The organism is Sphingobium fluminis (assembly GCF_037723805.1).
In the GTDB taxonomy this organism is placed as follows: Bacteria; Pseudomonadota; Alphaproteobacteria; order Sphingomonadales; family Sphingomonadaceae; genus Sphingobium.
The window spans coordinates 128232-148960 of sequence record NZ_JBBJUK010000004.1; the positions used below are offsets into that span (position 1 = coordinate 128232).

Genomic DNA, 20729 nt, shown 5'->3' on the forward strand with positions numbered 1-20729 from the left:
CCCGCCATTCCTCGCGATAGACGGCATTATATCAATAGAGTATTTCCTGTGGTGCATGAATGATGGACCCCGATTATGAGCTGTTCGCGACCATCGTCGAGGAAGGCGGACTGGCAAGCGCCGGCCGGCGGCTGAACATTTCGCCCGCCATGGTCTCCAAACGGTTGATGCGGCTGGAGGCCCGACTTGGCGCGCGGCTGATCCATCGCACGACGCGTCGCCTGTCGCTCTCCCCCGCCGGCGAGCGGCTTCATGCCGATCTGCGACATATATTGGCGGCAATTGCGCAGGCCGAGCGGCGCGTATCAGGCGCATCGCCGGACATCAACGAACCGCTGCGCATTACCGCGCCCACCTCCTTCGGGCGCATGCACATCGTCCCCTACCTCGCCGGCTTTCTCGATCGCCACCCCGGCATCGCCCTGCACATCGACCTGTCCGACGATTTCACAGATCTGTTCGCGGCCCGTGTCGATCTCGCGATCCGCATTGCCACTGACCCCGGACCCGGCCTCGCCGCCCGCCGGATCGCCACCAACCGGCGCATTCTGTGCGCCGCGCCCAACTATCTGGACCGTTTCGGCACGCCCGAAACCATCGCCGATCTCGCCGGCCATCGCCTGCTCGCGGCTGACGGCCAGTTCCCCTGGCGGCTGACCGGCCCGACCGGACAGGAATCCATCGACGGCAAAAGCCATGTCCGCACCAACAGCAGCGAAGTGGTTCGCGAACTGGCGCGCAGCGGCGCGGGCATCGCGCTGCGCTCGCTCTGGGACGTCAGCGACGCGCTGGCGCTGGGGGCCTTGCACCAGATACTACCCGCCTATGAGGGGTCGCGCGACGTGGGCCTGTTCGCGGTCTACCCGTCGCAACCAAACCCTCCCCGCGCCGTCACGGCCTTCATCGACTATCTGACCGAGGTTTTCGTACCCGAGCCGCCTTGGGAGAGGGCAGCCATTGCCCCCGACGCGCCAGCCTTCTAAGGCCGGACCATGGACGATAACACGCGCAGAGCCGCCCTCGACTATCACCGCCTGCCCCATCCGGGAAAGCTGCGGATCGAACCGACCAAGCGCATGGTCAACCAGCGCGATCTGGCGCTTGCCTATTCGCCCGGCGTCGCCGCGCCCTGCCTGGAAATCGCTGCGGATCCCGACAAGGCGCTCGACTATACCGCCCGGGGCAATCTGGTCGCGGTCATCACCAACGGTACTGCCGTGCTGGGTCTCGGCCCGATCGGCGCGCTCGCCTCCAAGCCGGTGATGGAGGGCAAGGCGGTCCTGTTCAAGAAATTCGCCGGAATCGACGTGTTCGACATCGAAGTCGACACCATCGATCCAGAGAAATTCATCGAAGCGGTCGCCCTGCTGGAACCGACGTTCGGCGGCATCAACCTCGAAGACATCAAGGCGCCCGAATGTTTCGCGATCGAGGCGGAACTCAAAAAGCGGATGAAAATCCCCGTCTTCCATGACGATCAGCATGGTACGGCCATCGTCGTGGCGGCGGCGGTGCGCAACGCGCTGGTGTTGCAGGGCAAGACGCTGGCCGAAGCGCGGCTCGTGACGTCCGGCGCTGGCGCGGCGGCGCTGGCCTGCGTCGACCTGCTCGTGTCCATGGGCCTGCCGGTCGAGCATGTGACCATGACCGACAAGGATGGCGTCATCCATTCGGGACGACAGGGCATGCTGCCCAACATGGCCCGTTATGCCCGCACCACCAACGCCCGCACGCTGCCCGAGGTGCTGCCCGGCGCGAACATCTTCCTGGGCCTGTCCGCGCCAGGCGTGCTGAAGGCCGAATGGCTGCCGCTGCTGGCGGACAAGCCGCTGATCTTCGCGCTCGCCAATCCAGAGCCGGAAATCCTCCCCGATGTCGCCCGCGCCGCGCGCCCCGACGCGATCGTCGCCACGGGCCGGTCGGACTTCCCCAACCAGGTCAATAACGTCCTGTGCTTCCCCTATATCTTCCGCGGCGCGCTCGATGTCGGCGCGACCGAAATCAACGAGGCGATGAAGGTCGCCGCCGCCGAAGCCATCGCCGCGCTCGCCCGCCTGCCCGCGCATAGCAGCGTGGCGCAGGCCTATGGCGGCCGCAAACTCAGTTTCGGCCCGGACTATATCATCCCGACCCCGTTCGACCCCCGCCTGATCGTCGAGATCGCGCCCGCCGTCGCCAAGGCCGCGATGGACAGCGGCGTCGCTCGCCGCCCGATCGACCTGGACGCCTATGCGCGCACGCTTGCGCAGCAGAATAGCCGCTCGGGCCAGCTCATGATGCCGGTATTCGAGGCCGCGCGCGGCAGCGGCCAGCGAATCGTCTATGCCGAGGGCGAGGATGAGCGCGTGCTGCGCGCGATTCAGGATGCACTGGACGAAGGTATCGTGCGGCCGACCATCGTTGCGCGCCGGCGCATCCTCAAGGACCGCCTGCCGGGCCTTGGCCTTGGCTTCGAACTGGATCGGGACGTCACCGTCGTCGACCCGGAAACCGACCATGCGCTGATGGAATCGCTGGTTCAGGAATATCGCGCCGTCGCCGCGCGCAAGGGCGTGCCCGCCGCCGAAGTGATCCGCCACGTCTATCGCCGACCCACCGTCACCGCTGCCATGCTGCTCCGCACCGGCCGCGTCGACGCCGCCCTTGTCGGCGGTAATTCGGAATATTGGGGTCAGGTCGAACATGTGCTGCGCATCATCGATCGCGCACCGGGTGCCAGCCGCGTCTATGCGCTGGCGGGGCTGATCCTGGAGGCCGGCGCGCTGTTCATTACCGACACGCATATGGTGCCGGACCCGACACCGGAGCAGATCGCCGAAATGGCGGTGCTGGCGGCGACCGAAATCCGCCGATTCGGGCTGCAACCGCGCGTGGCCCTGCTCTCTCACTCCAATTTCGGCGCATCGCACTCGCCGAGCGCACGCAAGATGCGCACCGCGCTCAAACTGGTGCGCGAAGCCGCGCCCGACCTGCTGATCGATGGCGAAATGCACGCCGATGCCGCACTCAGCCAGGCGCTGCGCGAACGGCTCGTGCCTGATTCGCGGTTCGAGGGGCCCGCCAACCTGCTCGTCATGCCCAATCTGGACGCGGCCAACATCGCGCTCACGGCGCTGGCCGCTTCCTCCAGTTCGCCGACCGTGGGGCCGATGCTGATGGGTCTTGCCCAGCCGATCCATGTGCTGACGCCCGGCGTCACCTCGCGCGGCATCCTGAACCTGACCGCCATCGCCGCCGCCGAAGTCCAACGCGAAGGCTGACCTTAACCTTTTTGCGCCATGATCCCGGCATTCCAACCAAAGCGAGGGCGACGTGCCGCGATTTATTGCAGCCCTGATCAGGATGGCCGGTCCAAAGCTGGTGATCGCCGGCGGTCTGGCCGCCGTCGCCTTGCTGGTCACCGCCAATCTTGAAAGAGGCCGCGACCTCGCCCCCGCCGCGCCACCACCCGTCAAGCCCGCACCGCCTGCCGCCTCCCAGCCCGGACCGGCACCGGCAAAACCCGTCGAACGCACCAGCGCGCAGGGGATGGCGGTCGATCCCCACACGCTGATCGTCAGGCGCGTGCTCAAGATCGACGGGCCATTCCGCCATGGCGACTATAAGTGGGACGATGCCGGCGTCCCCGCAGGGCCTGTCGTCATCACCGTGGACCTGAGGGCGCAGACCCTGTCGATCTTCCGCGCCGGCTACGAGATCGGCGCTGCCGTGATCCTGTATGGTGCCACCGACAAGCCCAGCCCACTCGGCGCCTTTCCGATCACCGAAAAGGACGCCGACCATTTTTCGCGCACCTATAATAATGCGCCCATGCCCTTCGCCCAGCGGCTGACCAGCGACGGCGTCTATATTCACGGCAGCAACGTCAAATGGGGCAACGCGACCCATGGCTGCATCGGCGTGCCGACGCCCTTTGCAAAGAAACTGTTCGACGCGACCAAGGTCGGCGACATTGTCGTCATCACCGACGGCAAGATGCTCGACACCAGCCACGCCAAGGCAGAAGGCTGACACTCGATCGGTGCCGCTCGAACTGCGCGTTCGTCACTCGCTTCCGCAAATCACCTCGCCGTCTCGGTCCCGCGCTTTCAACGCAGCGCCCGCGTCTGCAGCGATCCGGGGGAAGCTGACCCCCTCCAACGATCCGCGCCCCTCGCATAAGTCCGCGCATTTCAGGTCCACGACGCCGGGCAAGGCGATCTGGTCCCCGTCATATTGCGCCACGATGATGCACCTGTCGCTGCGGGCAAAGCTCAGGATCAGCTTGTCGCCGGTCCGCCGCGCCGAACCATGGCCACGGCATCGCTCCTGCGCGCCAAAGATCGCCTCCGCGCCGAAGCGGAATTCCCCATTCTTGCCGGGCAGAACACACAACAGATCGCGGCCCGCCTCATGCCGCCGCTGATACAGGCCGACGGGCGAAACGCGCGAGACGTCGGCGACCACCCCTGCCGCAATAGCCGCGCGCTCCAACCCCGATCCTGATGGCGCGCCAGCGTCGGCCACGCCACCGCTCGGCGCTGCGTCCCGCTGGCATGCGGCCAGAAGCAGCAATGCGGCAAGGCTAGTCCGCCGGATCAATCCTGCTCAGCCCCTCGGGTCCTACCCGGCGATAAAAACAGGACCGCGCGCCGGTGTGGCATGTCGGGCCAGCGGGCGCGGCTTTCACCCAGACCGCGTCCTGATCGCAATCGATGCGAATGTCGCGAACCTCCAGCATATGCCCCGAAGACTCGCCCTTCTTCCATAGCGCCTGCCGACTGCGCGACCAGAAATGCGCCCAGCCGGTTTCGATCGTCAGCGCCAGCGCCTGTTGGTTCATATGGGCCACCATCAACACGTCGCCCGTCGCCACATCGGTGACTACGGCGGTGATCAGCCCGTTCGTATCGAATTTTGGATCGAGGGCCAGCCCCGTCTCGCGCGCATCCTGCATGCCTGCGCCTATAATTGGCAATCAGCGCGCTGCGAAGCCCTTATCGCGTAAGGCGCCCAATACAGGCGGCTTTATCAGGCCTGATCATAAAATGGGGCGATCGAGGGGTCTTGAACCCCCGACCTCCGGTACCACAAACCGGCGCTCTAACCAACTGAGCTACGATCGCCACAGGACCCTGAGGTCCAGAAGAGAAGCGGCACATATGCGTCGCGCCCCTGCCCGTCAAGCGACCAAATGCGCATCACTCCACGGAAAACAGAAAGGGGCGGGACCTGATGATCCCGCCCCTTTTGACTTCGGCATTCATGCGCGACGAGCCGTTATCCCCTCTTTCGCGCCACTCTCCTGAAGCCGGCGGCGTTGAGGCCCGCACCCGTCCAGGATGCAGCACCCTCCTCGATCACCGGGCCTTATTTTAGTTGACCGAATCTTTCAGGCCTTTGCCGGCCTTGAACTTGGGCTGCGTTGACGCCTTGATCGTCATAGTCTCGCCGGTGCGCGGATTACGGCCGGTAGACGCCTTGCGCTGCGAGACCGAGAAAGTCCCAAAGCCGACCAGCCGAACTTCGTCACCCTTCTTGAGCGCGCCCGAGATCGCCTCGAAAACCCCCTCCACAGCTTTGCTTGCGTCACTCTTGCTGAGCCCGCTCGTCTCGGCGACCGCACTGATCAAATCCTGTTTGTTCATGCCTCAAGAACCCCCTTTTTAGCTATTTGATGGTTTTTAGGAATCACGGCGTAGGCGGCGCAATAAGGCTTAGCTTTCATCACCTGTCAAAGGGAAAGCGACGAAGAAAGGAGCAAGCAGGAAATTTGGGCTAAGCGCGATAACCAATAAGACAAGCCGAATTAATGCCGCAGTGCAGCATCCCCATCGCGACCGGAGGCTGGGCTCGGTTGGGCGGCAAGGTCATCCTCTTCCGTCCAGGCGATCGCTTCGGGCACCGAAACCAGCGCCCGGGCCAACACCTCGTCCACATGGGCAACCGGCACGATCTCAAGGCCTTCGCGGATATTCGCCGGAATTTCCGCCAGGTCCTTTTCATTCTCTGCCGGGATCAAAACCGTCTTGATTCCGCCCCGCAAGGCAGCCAGCAGCTTCTCCTTCAGGCCGCCGATCGGCAGAACGCGACCGCGAAGAGTGACTTCGCCCGTCATCGCCACATCCTTAAGAACGGGAATGCCGGTCAGTGTCGACACGATCGACGTGACCATGCCGATGCCCGCCGACGGCCCGTCCTTGGGCACCGCGCCTTCCGGCAGATGGATATGGATATCCTTGCGATTGAAGATGCTCGGCTTGATGCCGTAACCCGGCGAGCGCGCCTTCACATAGGAGAAGGCGGCCTGGATCGATTCCGTCATCACATCGCCCAGCTTGCCGGTCGTGCGGATCGCGCCCTTGCCGGGCACGGTCACCGCCTCGATCGTCAGCAACTCACCGCCGACCTCGGTCCAGGCCAGTCCGGTGACGGCACCGATCTGATTCTCCTCTTCGCCCACGCCATGGCGGAATTTCCGCACCCCGGCATAGTCGGACAGGTTCTCAGGCGTGATCACCACCTTCTGATAGACGCCCTCAAGGATCTTGCGCAGCGCCTTGCGGGCGAGACGCGCAATCTCGCGCTCCAATGTGCGGACGCCGGCCTCCCGCGTATAATAGCGGATCAGGTCGCGCACCGCTTCCTCGGTCACGACGAACTCGTCGCCCTTGAGGCCATGGGCGTCGACCTGCTTGGCGACCAGATGGCGCTGTGCGATCTCGACCTTCTCGTCCTCGGTATAGCCTTCCAGCCGGATGATCTCCATCCGGTCGAGCAGCGGCTGGGGCAGGTTGAGCGAGTTCGCCGTCGTCACGAACATGATGTCGGACAGGTCGACATCGATCTCCAGATAATGATCCTGAAACTTGCTGTTCTGTTCGGGGTCGAGCACTTCGAGCAGGGCCGACGCCGGGTCGCCCCGGAAATCCTGGCCGAGCTTGTCGATCTCGTCGAGCAGGAACAGAGGGTTCATCGTGCCGGCCTTTTTCAGGTTCGTCACGATCTTACCCGGCAGGGATCCGATATAGGTGCGCCTGTGCCCCCGAATCTCCGCTTCGTCGCGCACGCCGCCCAGCGACTGGCGCACGAATTCGCGGCCCGTCGCCTTCGCGATCGAGCGGCCGAGCGACGTCTTGCCTACGCCCGGCGGCCCCACGAGGCACAGGATCGGCCCCTTGAGCTTGTTGGTGCGCGCCTGCACGGCAAGATATTCGATGATACGGTCCTTGACCTTGTCGAGCGCGAAATGATCCTCGTCCAGGACATCCTGCGCGCGCTTGAGGTCGTTCTTGACCTTGCCCTTCTTGCCCCAGGGCAGGCCCAGCAGCACGTCGAGATAATTGCGCACGACCGTCGCCTCGGCCGACATGGGTTGCATGCCCTTGAGCTTTTTCAGCTCGCCCGTAGCCTTGGCGCGCGCTTCCTTGCTGAGCTTGGTCTTGGCGATCTTCTCGGCCAGTTCGGCAAGCTCATCGCCCTCTTCGCCTTCGCCATTGCCCAGCTCGCGCTGGATCGCCTTCAACTGCTCGTTCAGATAATATTCGCGCTGGGTCTTTTCCATCTGGCGCTTCACGCGGCCACGGATCTTCTTTTCGACCTGGAGCACGCCCAGCTCGCCTTCCATGAAAGCGAACACCATTTCGAGCCGCTTGACCGGATCGGCCTCAACCAGCAACGACTGTTTGTCGGATACCTTGACGTTGATGTTCGCGGCCACCGCATCGGCCAGCCGGCCGGCATCCTCGATCTCGCGCAACTGCACCGGCGTTTCGGCCGGCAGCTTCTTGTTGAGCTTGGCGTAATTTTCGAACTGCTCGGCAACGGAGCGCATCAGCGCGGCGGCTTCGGGCCCCTCGGCCGGAACATCCTCGACATCGCTGACCTGCGCGACGAGATGATCGCCCTCGGCGTCGAGCGATTCAAGCTGCGCCCGATGCTTGCCTTCCACCAGCACGCGCACCGTGCCGTCGGGCAGCTTGAGCAGCTGGAGAACGACCGCGACCACGCCCGTGTCGTACAGCGAATCCCGGCCCGGATCGTCCTCGGCGGGGTCGAGTTGCGAGACCAGGAAGATTTCCTTGCTTCCCTCCATCGCCGATTCGAGCGCGGCGACGCTCTTGTCCCGCCCGACGAACAAGGGAACGATCATCTGCGGGAAGACGACGATGTCGCGCAGGGGCAAAAGCGGGTATTGCGTAGTCATTCACTCTCCGGGGCCGGAGGCGGCCCTGCATGCGGTTCATCGCCATTATGGGGATGACCGTCGCATCAATCAATCATCCGCGACTCTAAGCTGCAAGGATGAACCGGGGATTATCCGTTCAGAACGGCAGCTTGAAACCGGGGGGCAGCGGCAGCCCGGCGGTCATCTTGCCCATTTCCGCGTTGCTGACCTCGTCGGCCTTCTTGCGTGCATCGTTGAACGCGGCCGTGACGAGATCCTCCAATATCTGCTTTTCGGAAGGCGCGAGCAGCGTCTCGTCGATCGACACGCCCAGAATGCGTCCCTTGGCCGAAGCCCGGACCTTGACCAGCCCGCCACCCGCCGCGCCTTCGACCTCGATCTTGTCGAGATTTTCCTGCGCGCGCGTCAACTCCTCCTGAACACGGCTCGCCATGCCCAATATCTCGTTCAAATCCTTCATTGCTCAGCGCTCCATTGTTCCAGTTCATGGCCAAGTTCGGCGTCGGGGAAAGCCGCCATCGCCGCCTTGATCACCGGGGTCTCCAAAATCCGGGCGCGCTCGCGCGCCTTGCCCGCCTGCTCCTGCTCCATCAGCGTCGGTGCGGCGACGCCGTCTTGTGCGCTGACCTTCCAGGCGACACCCGTCACGTCCCGCAGCACAGGCGTGATCCGGGCGATGAAGTCGGCGGGCAAAGCCGGCGCGGGACGATAGTCCAACTCGGGCGGCGCATAACGGATCAGGCCGACGCAATCATGCAATTCCTGCGCGAGCTGTCCCTTGCCCCGCTGCCAGAGCGCCTCGATCAGCGCCTCGAAGGTCGCAGGCAACGCAGCGGAGATACCTTCGGTCGAGCCCGCCCCGGCGGTTCCGGCCGGCGTCGACGCCGCCACACCCTCGCGCAGCATCCGCGCGATCTCGCCCGGATCGGGCATGGTGGCCGCGTGCATCACGCGCAGCAGCGCCATCTCGCACGCCTCGATCGGCAGCACCGCGCTCGCCACCTCGTCATGCCCCTTGAGCAGCAATTGCCACAGCCGATGCAGCGGCCCGAAGCCAAGTTGCGCAGCCCATTCGCTCAGCGCCTCGCGCTCTTCGGTCGACTGCCCCGGGCTGGCGATATCGCGCCCTGCCTTGACCAATGTGACGGCGTGGATCAGTTCCAACAGCCCGCGCATCAGCGCCAGCGGCTCGACCCCCAGCGCATAATGATCGCGCACCGCCGCCAGCAGCGCGCTCGTCTCGCCTTCCAGCAGCAGGCCGAGCAATCGCCGGACCGACCCGCGATCCGACAGGCCCAGCATCTCGCGCACCTGAGCGGCGGCGACGACCGGCGCGCCATTTCCCTGGGAGTCGGGGGCCATCTCGGCATGGGCGATCGCCTGATCGAGGATCGACAGCCCGTCACGGGCCGATCCTTCCGACGCCTGCGCGATCAGCGCGAGGGCATCGGCTTCGGCGGCTACCCCTTCGGCCTCGACCACATGCGCGAAATGCGCCGCCAGCAACTCCGCCGGGATGCGGCGCAGGTCGAACCGCTGGCACCGCGACAGCACCGTCACCGGCACCTTGTTGACCTCGGTCGTCGCGAACAGGAATTTCACATGCGCCGGCGGCTCTTCGAGCGTCTTCAACAGCGCATTGAACGCGTTCTTCGACAGCATATGGACTTCATCGATGATGTAGACCTTATAGCGCGCCGACACCGCGGCATAGCGCACCGCCTCGATGATCTCGCGCACATCGTCGACGCCGGTATGGCTGGCGGCGTCCATTTCGATCACGTCGATATGTCGGCCCTCGGCAATGGCCACGCACGGTTCGCACACACCGCACGGTTCGATCGTCGGCCCACCCTGACCGTCTGCCCCAACGCAGTTCAGCGCCTTCGCGATCAGCCGCGCCGTCGATGTCTTGCCGACCCCGCGCACCCCGGTCATCAGAAAGGCGTGCGCCAGCCGCCCTCGCTTGATGGCATTGCCCAGCGTCTGGACCATGGCGTCCTGCCCGATCAATTCGCGAAAATTGCGCGGCCGGTATTTGCGCGCAAGGACGCGATAGGGCTGAGGGGAATCGGACATGCCTGTTTCCTAGAGCATTATCCGATTAGATTGAATCGGATCATGCTCTATTTTCTTGTATCGTCCGCATTCTGCGAGCCATCGGCTGTTCCAGCCGACTTCAGAATGCTCCAGCCGTTCACCGGGGGCTTGTCGAAGCCCGGGCGGGCCGCGTTGGTGCGTTCATGCTGTGCAAAAAGGTGGGAGCCGGAACGACCCGCGGCAAAATCGTTGTGGCTGCTTCCGTCAGGACCTGACCAGGTTGGCGACGACCACGTCCGCCCGACTCCCGGCGCGGCATATGACGAAAAGCGCGCGCGCTGGCAAGGGCGCGCCGTCAGTTCAGCCCGCTGCGCTGCGCCTTGCTCAAAAATTCGAGCGCGGCGGCGGCGACTTCGGCGATCGCCGCTTCCGCCTTCTTCCCGTCGACGGTGGGCCGGTCGAGATAGACGGCAAGCCAATATTCCTCACCCGCAGGCGATTTCACCAGCGCCACGTCATTATAAGCTGTGCCGCATGTCCCCGTCTTGCTGCCCGATGTCCATCCCTCGGGCAGTCCTGCCTTGATCCGTTTGTCGCCCATCGTGCTGGCGTTGAGCCAGCCGCGCAACCGGTCGGCGTCCGCTCGCTCCATGTCCCGGAACAGCAGGCGCTGCATCAATCCCGCCATCGCCGCCGGGCTCGTCGAATCGCGCGGATCGTCCGGCGCATTTTCGTTGAGCGTCGGCTCTGTCCGGTCGAGCCGGGTCACCGTGTCGCCGTGCGCCCGGAAAAACGCCGTCAGCCCGTCGGGCCCGCCGAGCATCGGCAACAGCAGATTGGCCGCGGCATTGTCGCTCACCTCGACCGCCGCCTCCGCCAGTTCCCCCATCGCCATGCGGCCGTTTTTCCGGTTTTTCTTCACCACAGGCGAATTATCGATGATGTCGTCCTTGTCGAAGGGGATCTGACCCTCCAGCCCGAACTTGCCACCCTGCGCACCGATCAGCACGGCGGCGGCGAGCGGGGCCTTGAACGTCGAACATATGGGAAATCGCTCGTCGCGGTTGAACCCAAGGATCAGCGCGCCCTTGTCATCGACCAGCGCGATGCCGAGCCGGCCGCCCGTCTCTTCCTCGATCGCCTTGGGATTGCGCACCGAAGCCATCACCGATTGCGGCACCAGGTAACGCGGCGCCGGCGGCAACACGGACGCGCGCGGCGCGGCCTCTTGCGTCTTCGCCTTCCTGGCTTTCTTTGGCGCACCCATAACGGGTCCACCCAGCAAGAGCGCGACCGAAACCAGGGCCGCTCCCAGGCGACTGACAGTACCCGGCATCACATGCCCTGCATATTATGGCATTCGCCGGGCACCCGCACGGTCAGGCTCGCCACCTTGTCATCCAGCACGATCTGGCAGGACAGGCGGCTGGTGCGCGTTGCCGCGGCGGCAAGATCGAGCATATCCTCCTCCGCTTCGCTCGCCTTGCCGAGCTTGGGAAAGTCGGCGGCGTCGATGATCACATGACAGGTGGAACAGGCCATCTGACCCTCGCACGTCCCTTCGAGCGGTTGCCCGGCCGCCTGCGCGATTTCCAGCAGGACGGCACCCGCAGCCGCCTGCACTTCCTGTCGGCGCTCGCCATCGGCACTGATGAAGGTTATGTGGGTCATGGCTGCGACGCCTCCTTGCCAATTTAGCTCATGAACGGCGCCGTCTGCGCGGCACTCGCATCGTTGATAATCCCTGCTGCATCCTCCAGTTCGGCCGACGTCGTATACCGGCCAAAGCCGATCCGGATCGATCCCCGCGCCTGCCTGTCCAAAAGACCCAGCGCGCGCAACACATGGCTAGGCCTGCCCGAGCCGCTCGCGCAAGCGCTTCCAAGCGAAAAAGCGACATTCCGGCACTCCGACAACAGCCGCGCGCCGTCGATCCCATCCCGTCGGAGGTTGAGATTACCATGATAACGCGCCTCCACACCACCATTGAGCGTCCAGCCGGCGAAAAGATCATGTGCCAGCGCCCAGAGCGACTCGACATGCGCGGCGTCCATCTCGGCCCGCTCGCGCATCAGCCGCGCCGCCGCACCGAACCCGGCGCACAGCGCGGGCGACAATGTGCCGGACCGCAAGCCGCCTTCCTGCCCGCCCCCATGGATCAGCGGCGCGATCGCCAGCCCGTCACGCAACCACAGCGCGCCGACGCCCTTTGGTCCGTAAATCTTGTGCGCGCTGATCGCGACCATGTCGCACTGCGCCGGGATCGGCACTCGACCATAGCCCTGCACCGCATCGCACAGGAACAGCGCACCCGCCCGATAGGCAAGGTCGGCGAGCGCCGCGACGGGCTGGATCGATCCGACCTCATTATTGACCAGCATCGCCGTGACGAGGGCCACACCCGGCACGATCGCTCGCGCCGCCGCATCCAGATCGACCAGCCCGTCGGCGTCCACCGGTAGCACGGTGACAGCGCGCCCCGTCCGGCCAAGCGCCAGCGCCGTATCCAGCACGGCCGCATGTTCGGTCGCGATGGTGACGATGCCTCCCGGCGGCGCCCCCTGGATCGCGATGTTCAGCGCCTCGGTCGCGCCGGAGGTGAACAGCAGCCGCCCGCCCTCGGGCAGCAACCGGCCGATCTCCTCACGCGCGACCTCGACATGTGCGGCGACCGCCCGTCCCGCCCTATGGGCGCTATGCGGATTGGCGAACTGGTCGCGCAACAGCGGGACCATCACGTCGAACGCTTCGGGCGCCAACGGCGTCGTGGCCTGATAATCGAGATAGATCATCGCGCCACACGCCCGACCATGGCCGTCCAGGCAAGCAGGAAGCGGTCGACATCCGCCTCGCTCGTTGTCGCGCCGAAGCTCACCCGGACGACTTCGCCCGCCGCCGCCTCGTCCCAACCCATAGCGCCAAGCACATGGCTGGTCTTGAGCGATCCCGACGAGCAGGCGCTGCCCGCCGACACGGAAATCCCGGCGAGATCGAACTGGATGAGTTGCGCCCGCGCCGAAAGCCCCGGCATCCGATAGCTGGCGATAGTGGCGAGGCGCGGCGCATCCCGCGCGACGATCACTCCGCCCGTCGCCTCGATCCCCGCGTCCAGCCGTGCCCGAAGCAGCGCCGCCGTCGCCACCCAGCCGAATCCCTGTTCCAGCGCCGCCGCCATGCCCATGATGGCGGGCACATTCTCGGTCCCCGCGCGATAGCCCTGCTCCTGCCCGCCACTCGGATGCAGCAGCGCCAGATCACGCACCAGCAGCGCACCGATACCCGGCGGCCCGCCGAATTTATGCGCGCTGATCGCAATCAGATCAGCATCGGGCAGTGGCAGCTTCCCCGCGCTCTGCGCGCAATCGGCAAACAGGATCGCACCGGCGCGCTCGATCCGGTCGAGCGGCTGAATCACCCCGGTCTCGTTATTTACATGCTGGATGGCGAGAAGGACCGCTCCGTCTCCCCCTTTGCACCACGCACTATCATCCCCTGCCCTCTCTTCGTCATCCCCGCGAAGGCGGGGATCCATCGGGCCTCCCACGCTTCCATCCGCTCCGACAGACAACATATCCCCAGACTCGCGAAGATGAACGGGCAAGTTCACGCCACCCAGCCCATCCACCCCGATCCGCGCCGCGCCCGGCGTCACCCGCAACACCGCATCATGCTCGACCGTCGATGTCACGACCCGCCCCGCCTTCGACCGGCCCAGCCCGATGGCGATCGCCTCGCTCGCGCCCGAGGTAAAAATCACATGCCCGCCCCAGCCAAGCGCCCCCGCGATCCTGCGCCGCGCATCTTCCAGCACCGCGCGCGCCGCACGGCCATCGGCATGGGGGCTCGACGGATTGGCCCAGTTGGCCATCGCATCGACCATCGCGGCCTGCGCGGCGGGCAGTATCGGCGTGGTCGCGGCATGGTCGAGATAGAGACGTTTGGCGGCGGCCAAGGACTATTTCACTCATTCGTTGCGGAAACGGCGTTGACTTCTATATAGGCGATCTGCCGCGTGGCGCCAGCTTTGCCTTGGACCCCGCTCCCGCATTCATTTGCTGTCAGTTCCCTGGCGAACCGGCAGCCAAGAAAAGATAATAGGTGCCATGCCCGACGTCATTTTCCCCGGTCCCGAAGGTCGCCTCGAAGGCCGCTTCAGCCCTCCGCCCCGCCCGCGCGCGCCAGTCGCGATGATCCTGCATCCCCATCCGCAGGGCGGCGGCACGATGAACGACCGCATCACCCAGGCGCTTTACAAGACCTTCGTGAAGCGCGGCTTCGCCGTCCTGCGCTTCAACTTTCGGGGCGTCGGCCGCAGCCAGGGCACGTTCGACAATGGCATCGGCGAACTGTCCGACGCCGCGTCCGCGCTCGACTGGGTGCAGAGCTTCCATCCCGAAGCGCAGACCACGTGGATCGCGGGCTTTTCCTTCGGCGCATGGATCGGCATGCAGCTTTTGATGCGCCGGCCCGAAATCCGCGGCTTCATCTCGGTCGCGCCGCCCGCCAACATGTATGATTTCTCCTTCCTCGCGCCCTGCCCGTCCTCCGGGATCATCGTGCAGGGCACGGGCGACGAAGTCGTGACCGCCAGCGCTGTGCAAAAGCTCGTCGACAAGCTGCGCACGCAAAAGGGCATCACCATCCATCATGACGAAATCCGTGGCGCAAACCACTTTTTCGAACATGAGCTCGACCAGCTGATGAAGTCGGTCGACAATTATCTCGACATGCGGCTCAGCCCGGATTCGCCGATCCGCTAACCGGTCGGCCATCGCCAAACGATAAGGGGCTGCCGAAAGGCGGCCCTTTTCATATCTGCCTCACCACAGCACGCCATTGCGGTCGGGCACGACCGGCTCGGGCGCATCCCTCCCGATCGCCTGAAGCAGGTCGATCTCGATCGTCCGGCACATCGCCGTCAGCGGCACGTCATGCACGCTGTCAGCGAACGGATCGACCAGATCGTCGCCGATCGCCAGCACGGCGAGGAACATCAGGCCCGCGATGGTCGACCCCAGCGGCGTCGCGAACCCCAGCGTCTCGACGAGGCCAAAAGGCAGCAATATGCAGAACAGATGCACGAACAAAGTCGGGAAGAAGCGGAAATGATTGGGTAGCGGCGTGTTCTTCAGCCGCTCCATCCCACCCTGCGCATTGGCGATATCGATGAGGACGCTCTCCATCCGCGACTGCTGGATCGTATCGATCCACCCGCTCCGCCGCGCCGTGTCGATCCTTCGCCCGGTCCCGTCCAATATGCCATTGGCGATATTGGTCCGTGCCAGCGCCAGATCGGCGTCCCCCTTGTTGAGGAAGCGCTTCACCTCGGCATCGGCCGACTGCCGCCGCAACTGGCATCGCAGCGCGTTCACATAGGCGATCTGGCGCATGACGATGATGCGCTTGAGTTCGCTGGCCTCCGGGTCCGGCATGAAATTGCGCACTGCACGCGCAAGGCTGCGGCTGGCGTTGATCATCAGCCCCCACAGGCCGCGCCCTTCCCACCAACGCTGATAGGCGGAGTTGGTGCGAAAGCCCAGGAACAGCGCCACCGCCGACCCGAACAGGGTCAGCGGCAGCTCCGGCGCCCTGAACGGCAGCAGATAATAGGTGGCGGTGACGATCACGTCCCACACGAACAACAGGGTCAGGGGCTTCCAGACCTCCCGAACGATATGCTTCATGCTGGGCGCGGCGGTGACGATCATAGAATAGCTTTATTCCGAAATGTTGCCATTGCGCGTGTCATGCCCATCCCCCTCGCTGCCGGCAACGCTATCCGACGCATGCGACATGCCGACCGCCGCGCCCGTCATCGGACGAAGGCGAAACCATTCGGGATGTTCGATCGATACGAGAAAGGCGAGAACAGCGATTCCAAAGGCGATCATCATCACCGCCGCACGCACCGATCCTGCGGTTGCGCTATCGTGATGCTTGAACTGACTCATAAACGACCTCCTTGTGATGGGAAGGACGATATGGGTCGGTTATTTTGCCTGTCCACGATCCGGCCGTTACATAATATTGCTGCGTCGCAGCATGCCCCGAAGCGTCGAGCGCGCGTGAATCAGCCGTAGGGAATGACAGCAATCGCGACATTGGCGAACATGACGAGACCGGCCGCGATCATCAACATCCCGCGCTTGCGCTCCCGCCGCCGGACCATCGTGAATATGCCGCCGCCGGTCAGCGCCAGCCCGGCCAGCATCAATATGGATAAAATCGTGCCCGTCATGATGAGGCCATAAGCGCCAAGCTGGACGGTGGCAATTGGGCCGCGCACATCCTAAGAGGCGCGGGAACGAATCACCCCATGGACATTCGCCCATGGACGCAGGGGCAGCCCCATGAAAATCGCCATCGCATCCGATCATGCCGCCGTAGACCTCAAGGCGGAACTCGCCCAGTGGCTGCGCGAGGAAGGGCATGAGGTGGTCGACCTTGGCCCCGAAACCGCCGACCGCGTCGACTATCCCGACTATGGCTACAACCTTGGCCAGGCGGTCGCAGCGGGCAGCGCGGATCGCGGCGTCGCACTGTGCGGCTCAGGCATCGGCATCTCGATCGCCGTCAACCGCAACCCGGCCTGCCGCGCCGCGCTCGTGTCCGAACCGCTGTCCGCCACGCTCGCGCGCGAACATAATGACGCCAATGTCATCGCCATGGGCGCGCGCCTCACCGGCGTGGACATGGCCAAGGCCTGTCTCACCGCTTTCCTCTCAACCGATTTCGGCGGTGGCCGCCATGCCGGCCGGGTCGAGAAATTGTCGAACCCCGCGCTCTGAAAGGACCGATCATGAGCACCACCACCCTTTCCCAGCCCGTCCGCCAGGCCGGTTTCTTCAGCGAGAATCTCGCCAGCGCCGATCCCGAAATTTTCGGCGCGATCGGCAATGAGCTCAAGCGCCAGCAGGACAAGATCGAGCTGATCGCGTCCGAAAACATCGTGTCGAAGGCCGTGCTGGAAGCCGCCGGCTCGATCTTCACCAACAAATATGCCGAAGGCTATCCGGGCAAGCGCTATTATGGCGGCTGCGAATATGCCGATGTGGTCGAAACGTTGGCGATCGAGCGCGCCAAGGCCCTGTTCGGGGCGCAATTCGCCAACGTCCAGCCCAACAGCGGCAGCCAGATGAACCAGGCCGTATTTCTCGCCCTGCTTGCACCGGGCGACACTTTCATGGGCCTCGACCTGTCGTCGGGCGGGCATTTGACTCACGGATCGCCGGTCAACATGTCGGGCAAATGGTTCAACCCCGTCCCCTATGGCGTTCGCGAGGACGACCACCGGATCGACATGGACGAGGTCGCCCGCATCGCGCGCGACTGTAAGCCAAAGCTCATCATCTGCGGCGGCACCGCCTATTCGCGCGTCTGGGACTTCAAGCGTTTCCGCGAGATCGCGGACGAGGTCGGCGCATATCTGCTCGCCGACATGTCGCATTTCTCCGGCCTGGTCGCCGGTGGCGCGCACCCCTCGCCGGTGCCGCACGCCCATGTCACGACGACCACGACCCACAAATCGCTGCGCGGGCCCCGCTCTGGCATCATCCTGACGAATGATGAAGCGATCGCCAAGAAGATCAACAGCGCGATCTTCCCGGGGCTTCAGGGTGGCCCGCTGATGCACATCATCGCCGCCAAGGCGGTGGCGTTCAAGGAAGCGATGACGCCCGAGTTCAAGGCCTACGCCCATCAGGTCGTCGCCAATGCCAAGGCGCTGGCCGCTACGCTGGCAGAAGCAGGATTGCAGATCGCGTCCGGCGGCACCGACAATCACCTGATGCTCGTCGACCTGCGTCCCAAGAACACCACCGGCAAGGCGGCGGAAAAGGCGCTCGATCGCGCCTACATCACCTGCAACAAGAATAATGTGCCGTTCGACACCGCCAAGCCCTTCGTCACCTCGGGCGTGCGCCTTGGCACCCCCGCCGGCACCACGCGCGGCTTTGGCGAGGCGGAATTCCGTGAGATCGGCGGATTGATCGCCGAGGTCGTCGAGGGCCTCAGGCGCAATGGCGACGAAGGCGATGGCCAGGTCGAGGCGCATGTGCGCGAAAAGGTGCTGGCGCTGACGGCGCGATTCCCGATCTACGAGGGGTAAAGTCGCGCCAGCCTTGCCTTTACCCGTTCGCCCTGAGTAGGGGCTGAGTTTATCGAAGACCCGTATCGAAGGGTCATGCGCCACCTGTCCTTCGATACGCCATTTCGACTTCGCTCAATGGCTACTCAGGACGAACGGAGTTATAATCTCTCATGCGCTGCCCCTTCTGCACCCATGAAGACAGCCAGGTGAAGGACAGCCGGCCGACGGAGGATGGCGCCGCGATCCGCCGCCGCCGCCAGTGCGAGGCGTGCGGCGCGCGCTTCACCACGTTCGAGCGGATCCAGTTGCGCGACATGTGGGTGGTCAAGAGCGAGGGCCGCAAGGAAGCGTTCGATCGCGACAAGCTGACCCGCTCGATCGACATCGCCTGCCGCAAGCGCCCGATCGCGCCGGATCGCCTCGAAAAGCTGATCTCGGGCATCCAGCGCCAGCTCGAAACCGGCGGCGACAGCGAAATCCCCGCCCGCGCGATCGGCGAGATGGTGATGCAGGGCCTCAAGGGCCTCGACAGCGTCGCCTATATCCGCTTCGCCAGCGTCTATAAGGATTTCACCGACGCCAGGGATTTCGAGGATTTTGCCGGGTCGGTGAAAGAGGTGGGCAGTGAGTGAGGTGACAGGACGCTCATCCCCGTTCGCCCCGAGCGAAGCGATGGCTTTACCTGTTCGTTCCAGACGGAGGAATTTCGTCCAACCCCACCAGCTGCTAAAAAAACAGGGTCACTCATCCCCGTTCGTCCTGAGTAGCCATTGAGCGAAGTCGAAATGGCGTATCGAAGGATCATGCAATGACGTTCCATGTCTATATGCTGCGCTGCGCCGATAGCAGCTATTATCTGGGCCACACGGATAATCTGGAACAGCGCCTGGCGCAGCATCATTCGGGCGAGCTTGCCGGTTATACACAAGGCCGTCGGCCGCTTACTCTCATGTGGCAGCAGGATTTCACGACTCGCGAGGAAGCTATCTCTGCCGAGCGGCAGATAAAGGGCTGGTCTCGCAAAAAGAAGGAAGCGTTGATCGCGGGCGACTGGGACATGGTCGGCCAGTTGGCGCGAAAATCCTTCGATACGGGTCTTCGACAGGCTCAGCCCCTACTCAGGACGAACGGGGAAGATGAACCCTCCCTTCCCCCCCTCATCATCCTCGTCCGCCCGCAACTGGGCGAAAATATCGGCAAGGCCGCGCGCGCCATGCTCAATTTCGGCCTCACGGAAATGCGCCTCGTGTCCCCCCGTGACGGCTGGCCCAATCCAGATGCCGGTCCCTCGGCCGCCGGTGCCGACATCGTGCTGGAACAGGCGCAGGTCTTTGATTCGCTCGCCGACGCCGTGGCCGACTGCGCCCATATCTATGCCACCACGGTGCGCAAGCGCGGCGTGACTAAACCAGTGGTAACGCCCGAACAGGCCGCACAGGAAATCCGCGTCGCAAAGGGACGCAGCGCCTTCGTCTTCGGCCCTGAGCGTTCGGGGCTGGAGACCGAGGATGTCGCGCTCGCCCGCAAGATCCTGACCGTGCCGATCAACCCGGAATTCGGCTCGCTCAACCTCGCGCAGGCGGTCGTCCTGTGCGCTTATGAATGGTCGAAACAGGCGACGCTCGAACAGCCGACGCTCACCGACCTTGGCGAACCCGCGCCGCAGGAGGAACTGGAAGGCATGATCGGCCAGTTCACCACGCTGCTTGAGAAAGTCGGCTATTTCTTCCCACCCGACCGCGCGACCGCGACCCGGCTGACGTTGCGCAACCTGTTGACGAAACCGGGCTGGAACCATTTCGAGGTACGCACCCTGCGCGGCGTGCTCTCGCACCTCAATCGGCCGCGCGAACGCTAAATAATGATGTGTTCCCCGGCGAAAGCCGGGGTCCAGGAGTCTTCAAACTGCACGTCGATATTCAGGCCTTCAGCCCTGACCGAAGTTTATTCCGAGCGGCGACCGCAAGCAGGCGGTCGAAGCGTAGCTGAGCTGCACATTAACCCCGCGTCCGATCAAACTCCGCCATTTCATAGGTGATCGACGCCTCGACCAGTTGCTCCCAGATGTCCGCGATCAGATCGCAAGGCACGCCCAGCTGCTCCGCCTCGGCACAGGCATTGGCGATCACTTCCGCCTTGCGCGCCTCGTCGCGTACCTGATCGCGATCGGTCTTGATCCGTGCGGCGGCGCGCATATGCGCGAAACGCTGCGCCAGCAGGCCGACGATCTGGCGGTCGAGATTGTCGACGCCGGCGCGCACCTGCGTCATCGTGGAATAGCTTTCAGGATTCATGGCTGTCCGACTAAGCCGCCGCCGCCGCCGTGTCGAGGGTTGACATAAAGCTCGACCTTCCTCATAGGCGCGCCTTCGCGATTGGTCCCGCATCCCGGTGAAGCGGTGGCCCTGCCCCTGAGCGCGTGACGCAATACGG

Annotated in this window: 22 protein-coding genes, 1 tRNA gene and 1 other RNA gene; 8 read left to right on the plus strand and 16 right to left on the minus strand. The window is 64.4% G+C overall.

Translation table 11 applies throughout. From position 1 onward, the window contains the following. Positions 1 to 59: 59 nt before the first annotated feature. From WG907_RS12660 to WG907_RS12670, 3 genes are read left to right on the plus strand one after another with little or no spacing between them, the layout of a single operon-like run. Positions 60 to 983, plus strand: a complete 924-nt coding sequence (locus tag WG907_RS12660; RefSeq protein WP_340233262.1) for a LysR family transcriptional regulator — start codon at positions 60 to 62, stop codon at positions 981 to 983. 9 nt (positions 984 to 992) lie between these two features. Beyond that, positions 993 to 3260, plus strand: coding sequence for an NADP-dependent malic enzyme (locus tag WG907_RS12665; RefSeq protein WP_340233264.1), 2268 nt, complete (start codon positions 993 to 995; stop codon positions 3258 to 3260). A gap of 52 nt (positions 3261 to 3312) precedes the next feature. After that, positions 3313 to 4011: a L,D-transpeptidase family protein gene (locus WG907_RS12670; protein WP_445326816.1), complete on the plus strand. Its 699-nt coding sequence runs from the start codon at positions 3313 to 3315 to the stop codon at positions 4009 to 4011. A 33-nt stretch (positions 4012 to 4044) separates the two neighbouring features. Here WG907_RS12670 and WG907_RS12675 read toward each other — a convergent pair whose 3' ends face one another. The 12 genes from WG907_RS12675 to WG907_RS12730 all read right to left on the minus strand — a co-directional run bounded on the left by WG907_RS12675 (position 4045) and on the right by WG907_RS12730 (position 14159). After that, entirely contained in the window at positions 4045 to 4578 is a 534-nt protein-coding gene (locus tag WG907_RS12675; RefSeq protein WP_340233527.1) for a hypothetical protein, read from the minus strand. After that, the gene (hisI, locus tag WG907_RS12680) at positions 4565 to 4936 is read right to left on the minus strand and encodes a phosphoribosyl-AMP cyclohydrolase (RefSeq protein ID WP_340233266.1); all 372 of its coding nucleotides are present in this window, start codon (positions 4934 to 4936) and stop codon (positions 4565 to 4567) included. Before hisI ends, WG907_RS12675 begins: the two co-directional genes overlap by 14 nt. A 92-nt stretch (positions 4937 to 5028) precedes the next feature. After that, positions 5029 to 5105 (minus strand) — tRNA-His (locus tag WG907_RS12685). A gap of 249 nt (positions 5106 to 5354) precedes the next feature. Next, positions 5355 to 5627, minus strand: coding sequence for an HU family DNA-binding protein (locus WG907_RS12690; RefSeq protein ID WP_340233268.1), 273 nt, complete (start codon positions 5625 to 5627; stop codon positions 5355 to 5357). 161 nt (positions 5628 to 5788) lie between these two features. Beyond that, positions 5789 to 8185 carry an endopeptidase La gene (gene lon / locus WG907_RS12695; protein WP_340233270.1) on the minus strand — a complete coding sequence of 799 codons (2397 nt, stop codon included), beginning with the start codon at positions 8183 to 8185 and terminating at the stop codon, positions 5789 to 5791. Positions 8186 to 8303: 118 nt separating this feature from the next. Next, positions 8304 to 8627 carry a YbaB/EbfC family nucleoid-associated protein gene (locus WG907_RS12700; RefSeq protein ID WP_340233272.1) on the minus strand — a complete coding sequence of 108 codons (324 nt, stop codon included), beginning with the start codon at positions 8625 to 8627 and terminating at the stop codon, positions 8304 to 8306. Then, entirely contained in the window at positions 8624 to 10246 is a 1623-nt protein-coding gene (locus tag WG907_RS12705; protein ID WP_340233274.1) for a DNA polymerase III subunit gamma/tau, read from the minus strand. Before WG907_RS12705 ends, WG907_RS12700 begins: the two co-directional genes overlap by 4 nt. 175 nt (positions 10247 to 10421) lie before the next feature. Continuing rightward, positions 10422 to 10519: signal recognition particle sRNA small type (gene ffs, locus WG907_RS12710), an RNA gene on the minus strand. 43 nt (positions 10520 to 10562) lie between these two features. Further along, positions 10563 to 11474 carry an SGM family class A beta-lactamase gene (gene blaSGM, locus WG907_RS12715; protein ID WP_340233529.1) on the minus strand — a complete coding sequence of 304 codons (912 nt, stop codon included), beginning with the start codon at positions 11472 to 11474 and terminating at the stop codon, positions 10563 to 10565. 68 nt (positions 11475 to 11542) lie between these two features. Continuing rightward, positions 11543 to 11878: a 2Fe-2S iron-sulfur cluster-binding protein gene (locus WG907_RS12720; protein ID WP_340233276.1), complete on the minus strand. Its 336-nt coding sequence runs from the start codon at positions 11876 to 11878 to the stop codon at positions 11543 to 11545. Positions 11879 to 11901: 23 nt separating this feature from the next. Continuing rightward, complete coding sequence (locus WG907_RS12725) at positions 11902 to 12999, minus strand: cysteine desulfurase family protein (RefSeq protein WP_340233278.1); 1098 nt, start codon at positions 12997 to 12999, stop codon at positions 11902 to 11904. Beyond that, positions 12996 to 14159: a cysteine desulfurase family protein gene (locus tag WG907_RS12730; protein WP_340233279.1), complete on the minus strand. Its 1164-nt coding sequence runs from the start codon at positions 14157 to 14159 to the stop codon at positions 12996 to 12998. The genes WG907_RS12725 and WG907_RS12730 overlap by 4 nt, the downstream gene beginning before the upstream one ends. Positions 14160 to 14310: 151 nt before the next feature. On the opposite strand from WG907_RS12730, the gene WG907_RS12735 reads away from it, so the two are divergent. Beyond that, a complete protein-coding gene (locus WG907_RS12735; RefSeq protein WP_340233281.1) occupies positions 14311 to 14967 on the plus strand; it encodes an alpha/beta hydrolase in 657 nt (218 codons plus the stop codon). 60 nt (positions 14968 to 15027) lie between these two features. Here the strand turns inward: WG907_RS12735 and WG907_RS12740 are convergent, their stop codons facing one another. The 3 genes from WG907_RS12740 to WG907_RS12750 form a co-directional block, all read right to left on the minus strand. After that, a complete protein-coding gene (locus tag WG907_RS12740; RefSeq protein ID WP_340233282.1) occupies positions 15028 to 15915 on the minus strand; it encodes a bestrophin family protein in 888 nt (295 codons plus the stop codon). A gap of 9 nt (positions 15916 to 15924) precedes the next feature. Beyond that, on the minus strand, positions 15925 to 16158 hold the full coding sequence (locus WG907_RS12745; protein ID WP_340233284.1) for a hypothetical protein: 234 nt from the start codon (positions 16156 to 16158) through the stop codon (positions 15925 to 15927). A gap of 119 nt (positions 16159 to 16277) precedes the next feature. Continuing rightward, on the minus strand, positions 16278 to 16445 hold the full coding sequence (locus WG907_RS12750; protein ID WP_340233531.1) for an LPXTG cell wall anchor domain-containing protein: 168 nt from the start codon (positions 16443 to 16445) through the stop codon (positions 16278 to 16280). Positions 16446 to 16557: 112 nt separating this feature from the next. On the opposite strand from WG907_RS12750, the gene rpiB reads away from it, so the two are divergent. The 4 genes from rpiB to WG907_RS12770 all read left to right on the plus strand — a co-directional run bounded on the left by rpiB (position 16558) and on the right by WG907_RS12770 (position 20154). After that, complete coding sequence (gene rpiB, locus WG907_RS12755) at positions 16558 to 16995, plus strand: ribose 5-phosphate isomerase B (protein ID WP_340233286.1); 438 nt, start codon at positions 16558 to 16560, stop codon at positions 16993 to 16995. 11 nt (positions 16996 to 17006) lie between these two features. Then, positions 17007 to 18314: a serine hydroxymethyltransferase gene (gene glyA, locus WG907_RS12760; protein WP_340233288.1), complete on the plus strand. Its 1308-nt coding sequence runs from the start codon at positions 17007 to 17009 to the stop codon at positions 18312 to 18314. Between the two features lie 152 nt (positions 18315 to 18466). After that, complete coding sequence (nrdR, locus tag WG907_RS12765; RefSeq protein ID WP_340233290.1) at positions 18467 to 18928, plus strand: transcriptional regulator NrdR; 462 nt, start codon at positions 18467 to 18469, stop codon at positions 18926 to 18928. A gap of 176 nt (positions 18929 to 19104) precedes the next feature. Next, entirely contained in the window at positions 19105 to 20154 is a 1050-nt protein-coding gene (locus WG907_RS12770; RefSeq protein WP_340233292.1) for a TrmJ/YjtD family RNA methyltransferase, read from the plus strand. Positions 20155 to 20293: 139 nt separating this feature from the next. On the opposite strand, the gene WG907_RS12775 is transcribed toward WG907_RS12770, so the two are convergent. Further along, the gene (locus WG907_RS12775) at positions 20294 to 20590 is read right to left on the minus strand and encodes a chorismate mutase (protein ID WP_340233294.1); all 297 of its coding nucleotides are present in this window, start codon (positions 20588 to 20590) and stop codon (positions 20294 to 20296) included. Positions 20591 to 20729: the final 139 nt, after the last annotated feature.

Coding starts and splice junctions, on each gene's coding strand:
- glyA (WP_340233288.1), top strand. CDS start 17,007: ATGAGCACCACCACCCTTTCCCAGCCCGTCCGCCAGGCCGGTTTCTTC.
- WG907_RS12705 (WP_340233274.1), bottom strand. CDS start 10,246: ATGTCCGATTCCCCTCAGCCCTATCGCGTCCTTGCGCGCAAATACCGG.
- WG907_RS12665 (WP_340233264.1), top strand. CDS start 993: ATGGACGATAACACGCGCAGAGCCGCCCTCGACTATCACCGCCTGCCC.
- WG907_RS12740 (WP_340233282.1), bottom strand. CDS start 15,915: ATGATCGTCACCGCCGCGCCCAGCATGAAGCATATCGTTCGGGAGGTC.
- WG907_RS12725 (WP_340233278.1), bottom strand. CDS start 12,999: ATGATCTATCTCGATTATCAGGCCACGACGCCGTTGGCGCCCGAAGCG.
- WG907_RS12770 (WP_340233292.1), top strand. CDS start 19,105: ATGACGTTCCATGTCTATATGCTGCGCTGCGCCGATAGCAGCTATTAT.
- WG907_RS12660 (WP_340233262.1), top strand. CDS start 60: ATGATGGACCCCGATTATGAGCTGTTCGCGACCATCGTCGAGGAAGGC.
- WG907_RS12735 (WP_340233281.1), top strand. CDS start 14,311: ATGCCCGACGTCATTTTCCCCGGTCCCGAAGGTCGCCTCGAAGGCCGC.
- WG907_RS12750 (WP_340233531.1), bottom strand. CDS start 16,445: ATGACGGGCACGATTTTATCCATATTGATGCTGGCCGGGCTGGCGCTG.
- lon (WP_340233270.1), bottom strand. CDS start 8,185: ATGACTACGCAATACCCGCTTTTGCCCCTGCGCGACATCGTCGTCTTC.
- WG907_RS12745 (WP_340233284.1), bottom strand. CDS start 16,158: ATGAGTCAGTTCAAGCATCACGATAGCGCAACCGCAGGATCGGTGCGT.
- blaSGM (WP_340233529.1), bottom strand. CDS start 11,474: ATGGGTGCGCCAAAGAAAGCCAGGAAGGCGAAGACGCAAGAGGCCGCG.
- WG907_RS12690 (WP_340233268.1), bottom strand. CDS start 5,627: ATGAACAAACAGGATTTGATCAGTGCGGTCGCCGAGACGAGCGGGCTC.
- hisI (WP_340233266.1), bottom strand. CDS start 4,936: ATGCAGGATGCGCGCGAGACGGGGCTGGCCCTCGATCCAAAATTCGAT.
- WG907_RS12775 (WP_340233294.1), bottom strand. CDS start 20,590: ATGAATCCTGAAAGCTATTCCACGATGACGCAGGTGCGCGCCGGCGTC.
- nrdR (WP_340233290.1), top strand. CDS start 18,467: ATGCGCTGCCCCTTCTGCACCCATGAAGACAGCCAGGTGAAGGACAGC.
- rpiB (WP_340233286.1), top strand. CDS start 16,558: ATGAAAATCGCCATCGCATCCGATCATGCCGCCGTAGACCTCAAGGCG.
- WG907_RS12700 (WP_340233272.1), bottom strand. CDS start 8,627: ATGAAGGATTTGAACGAGATATTGGGCATGGCGAGCCGTGTTCAGGAG.
- WG907_RS12720 (WP_340233276.1), bottom strand. CDS start 11,878: ATGACCCACATAACCTTCATCAGTGCCGATGGCGAGCGCCGACAGGAA.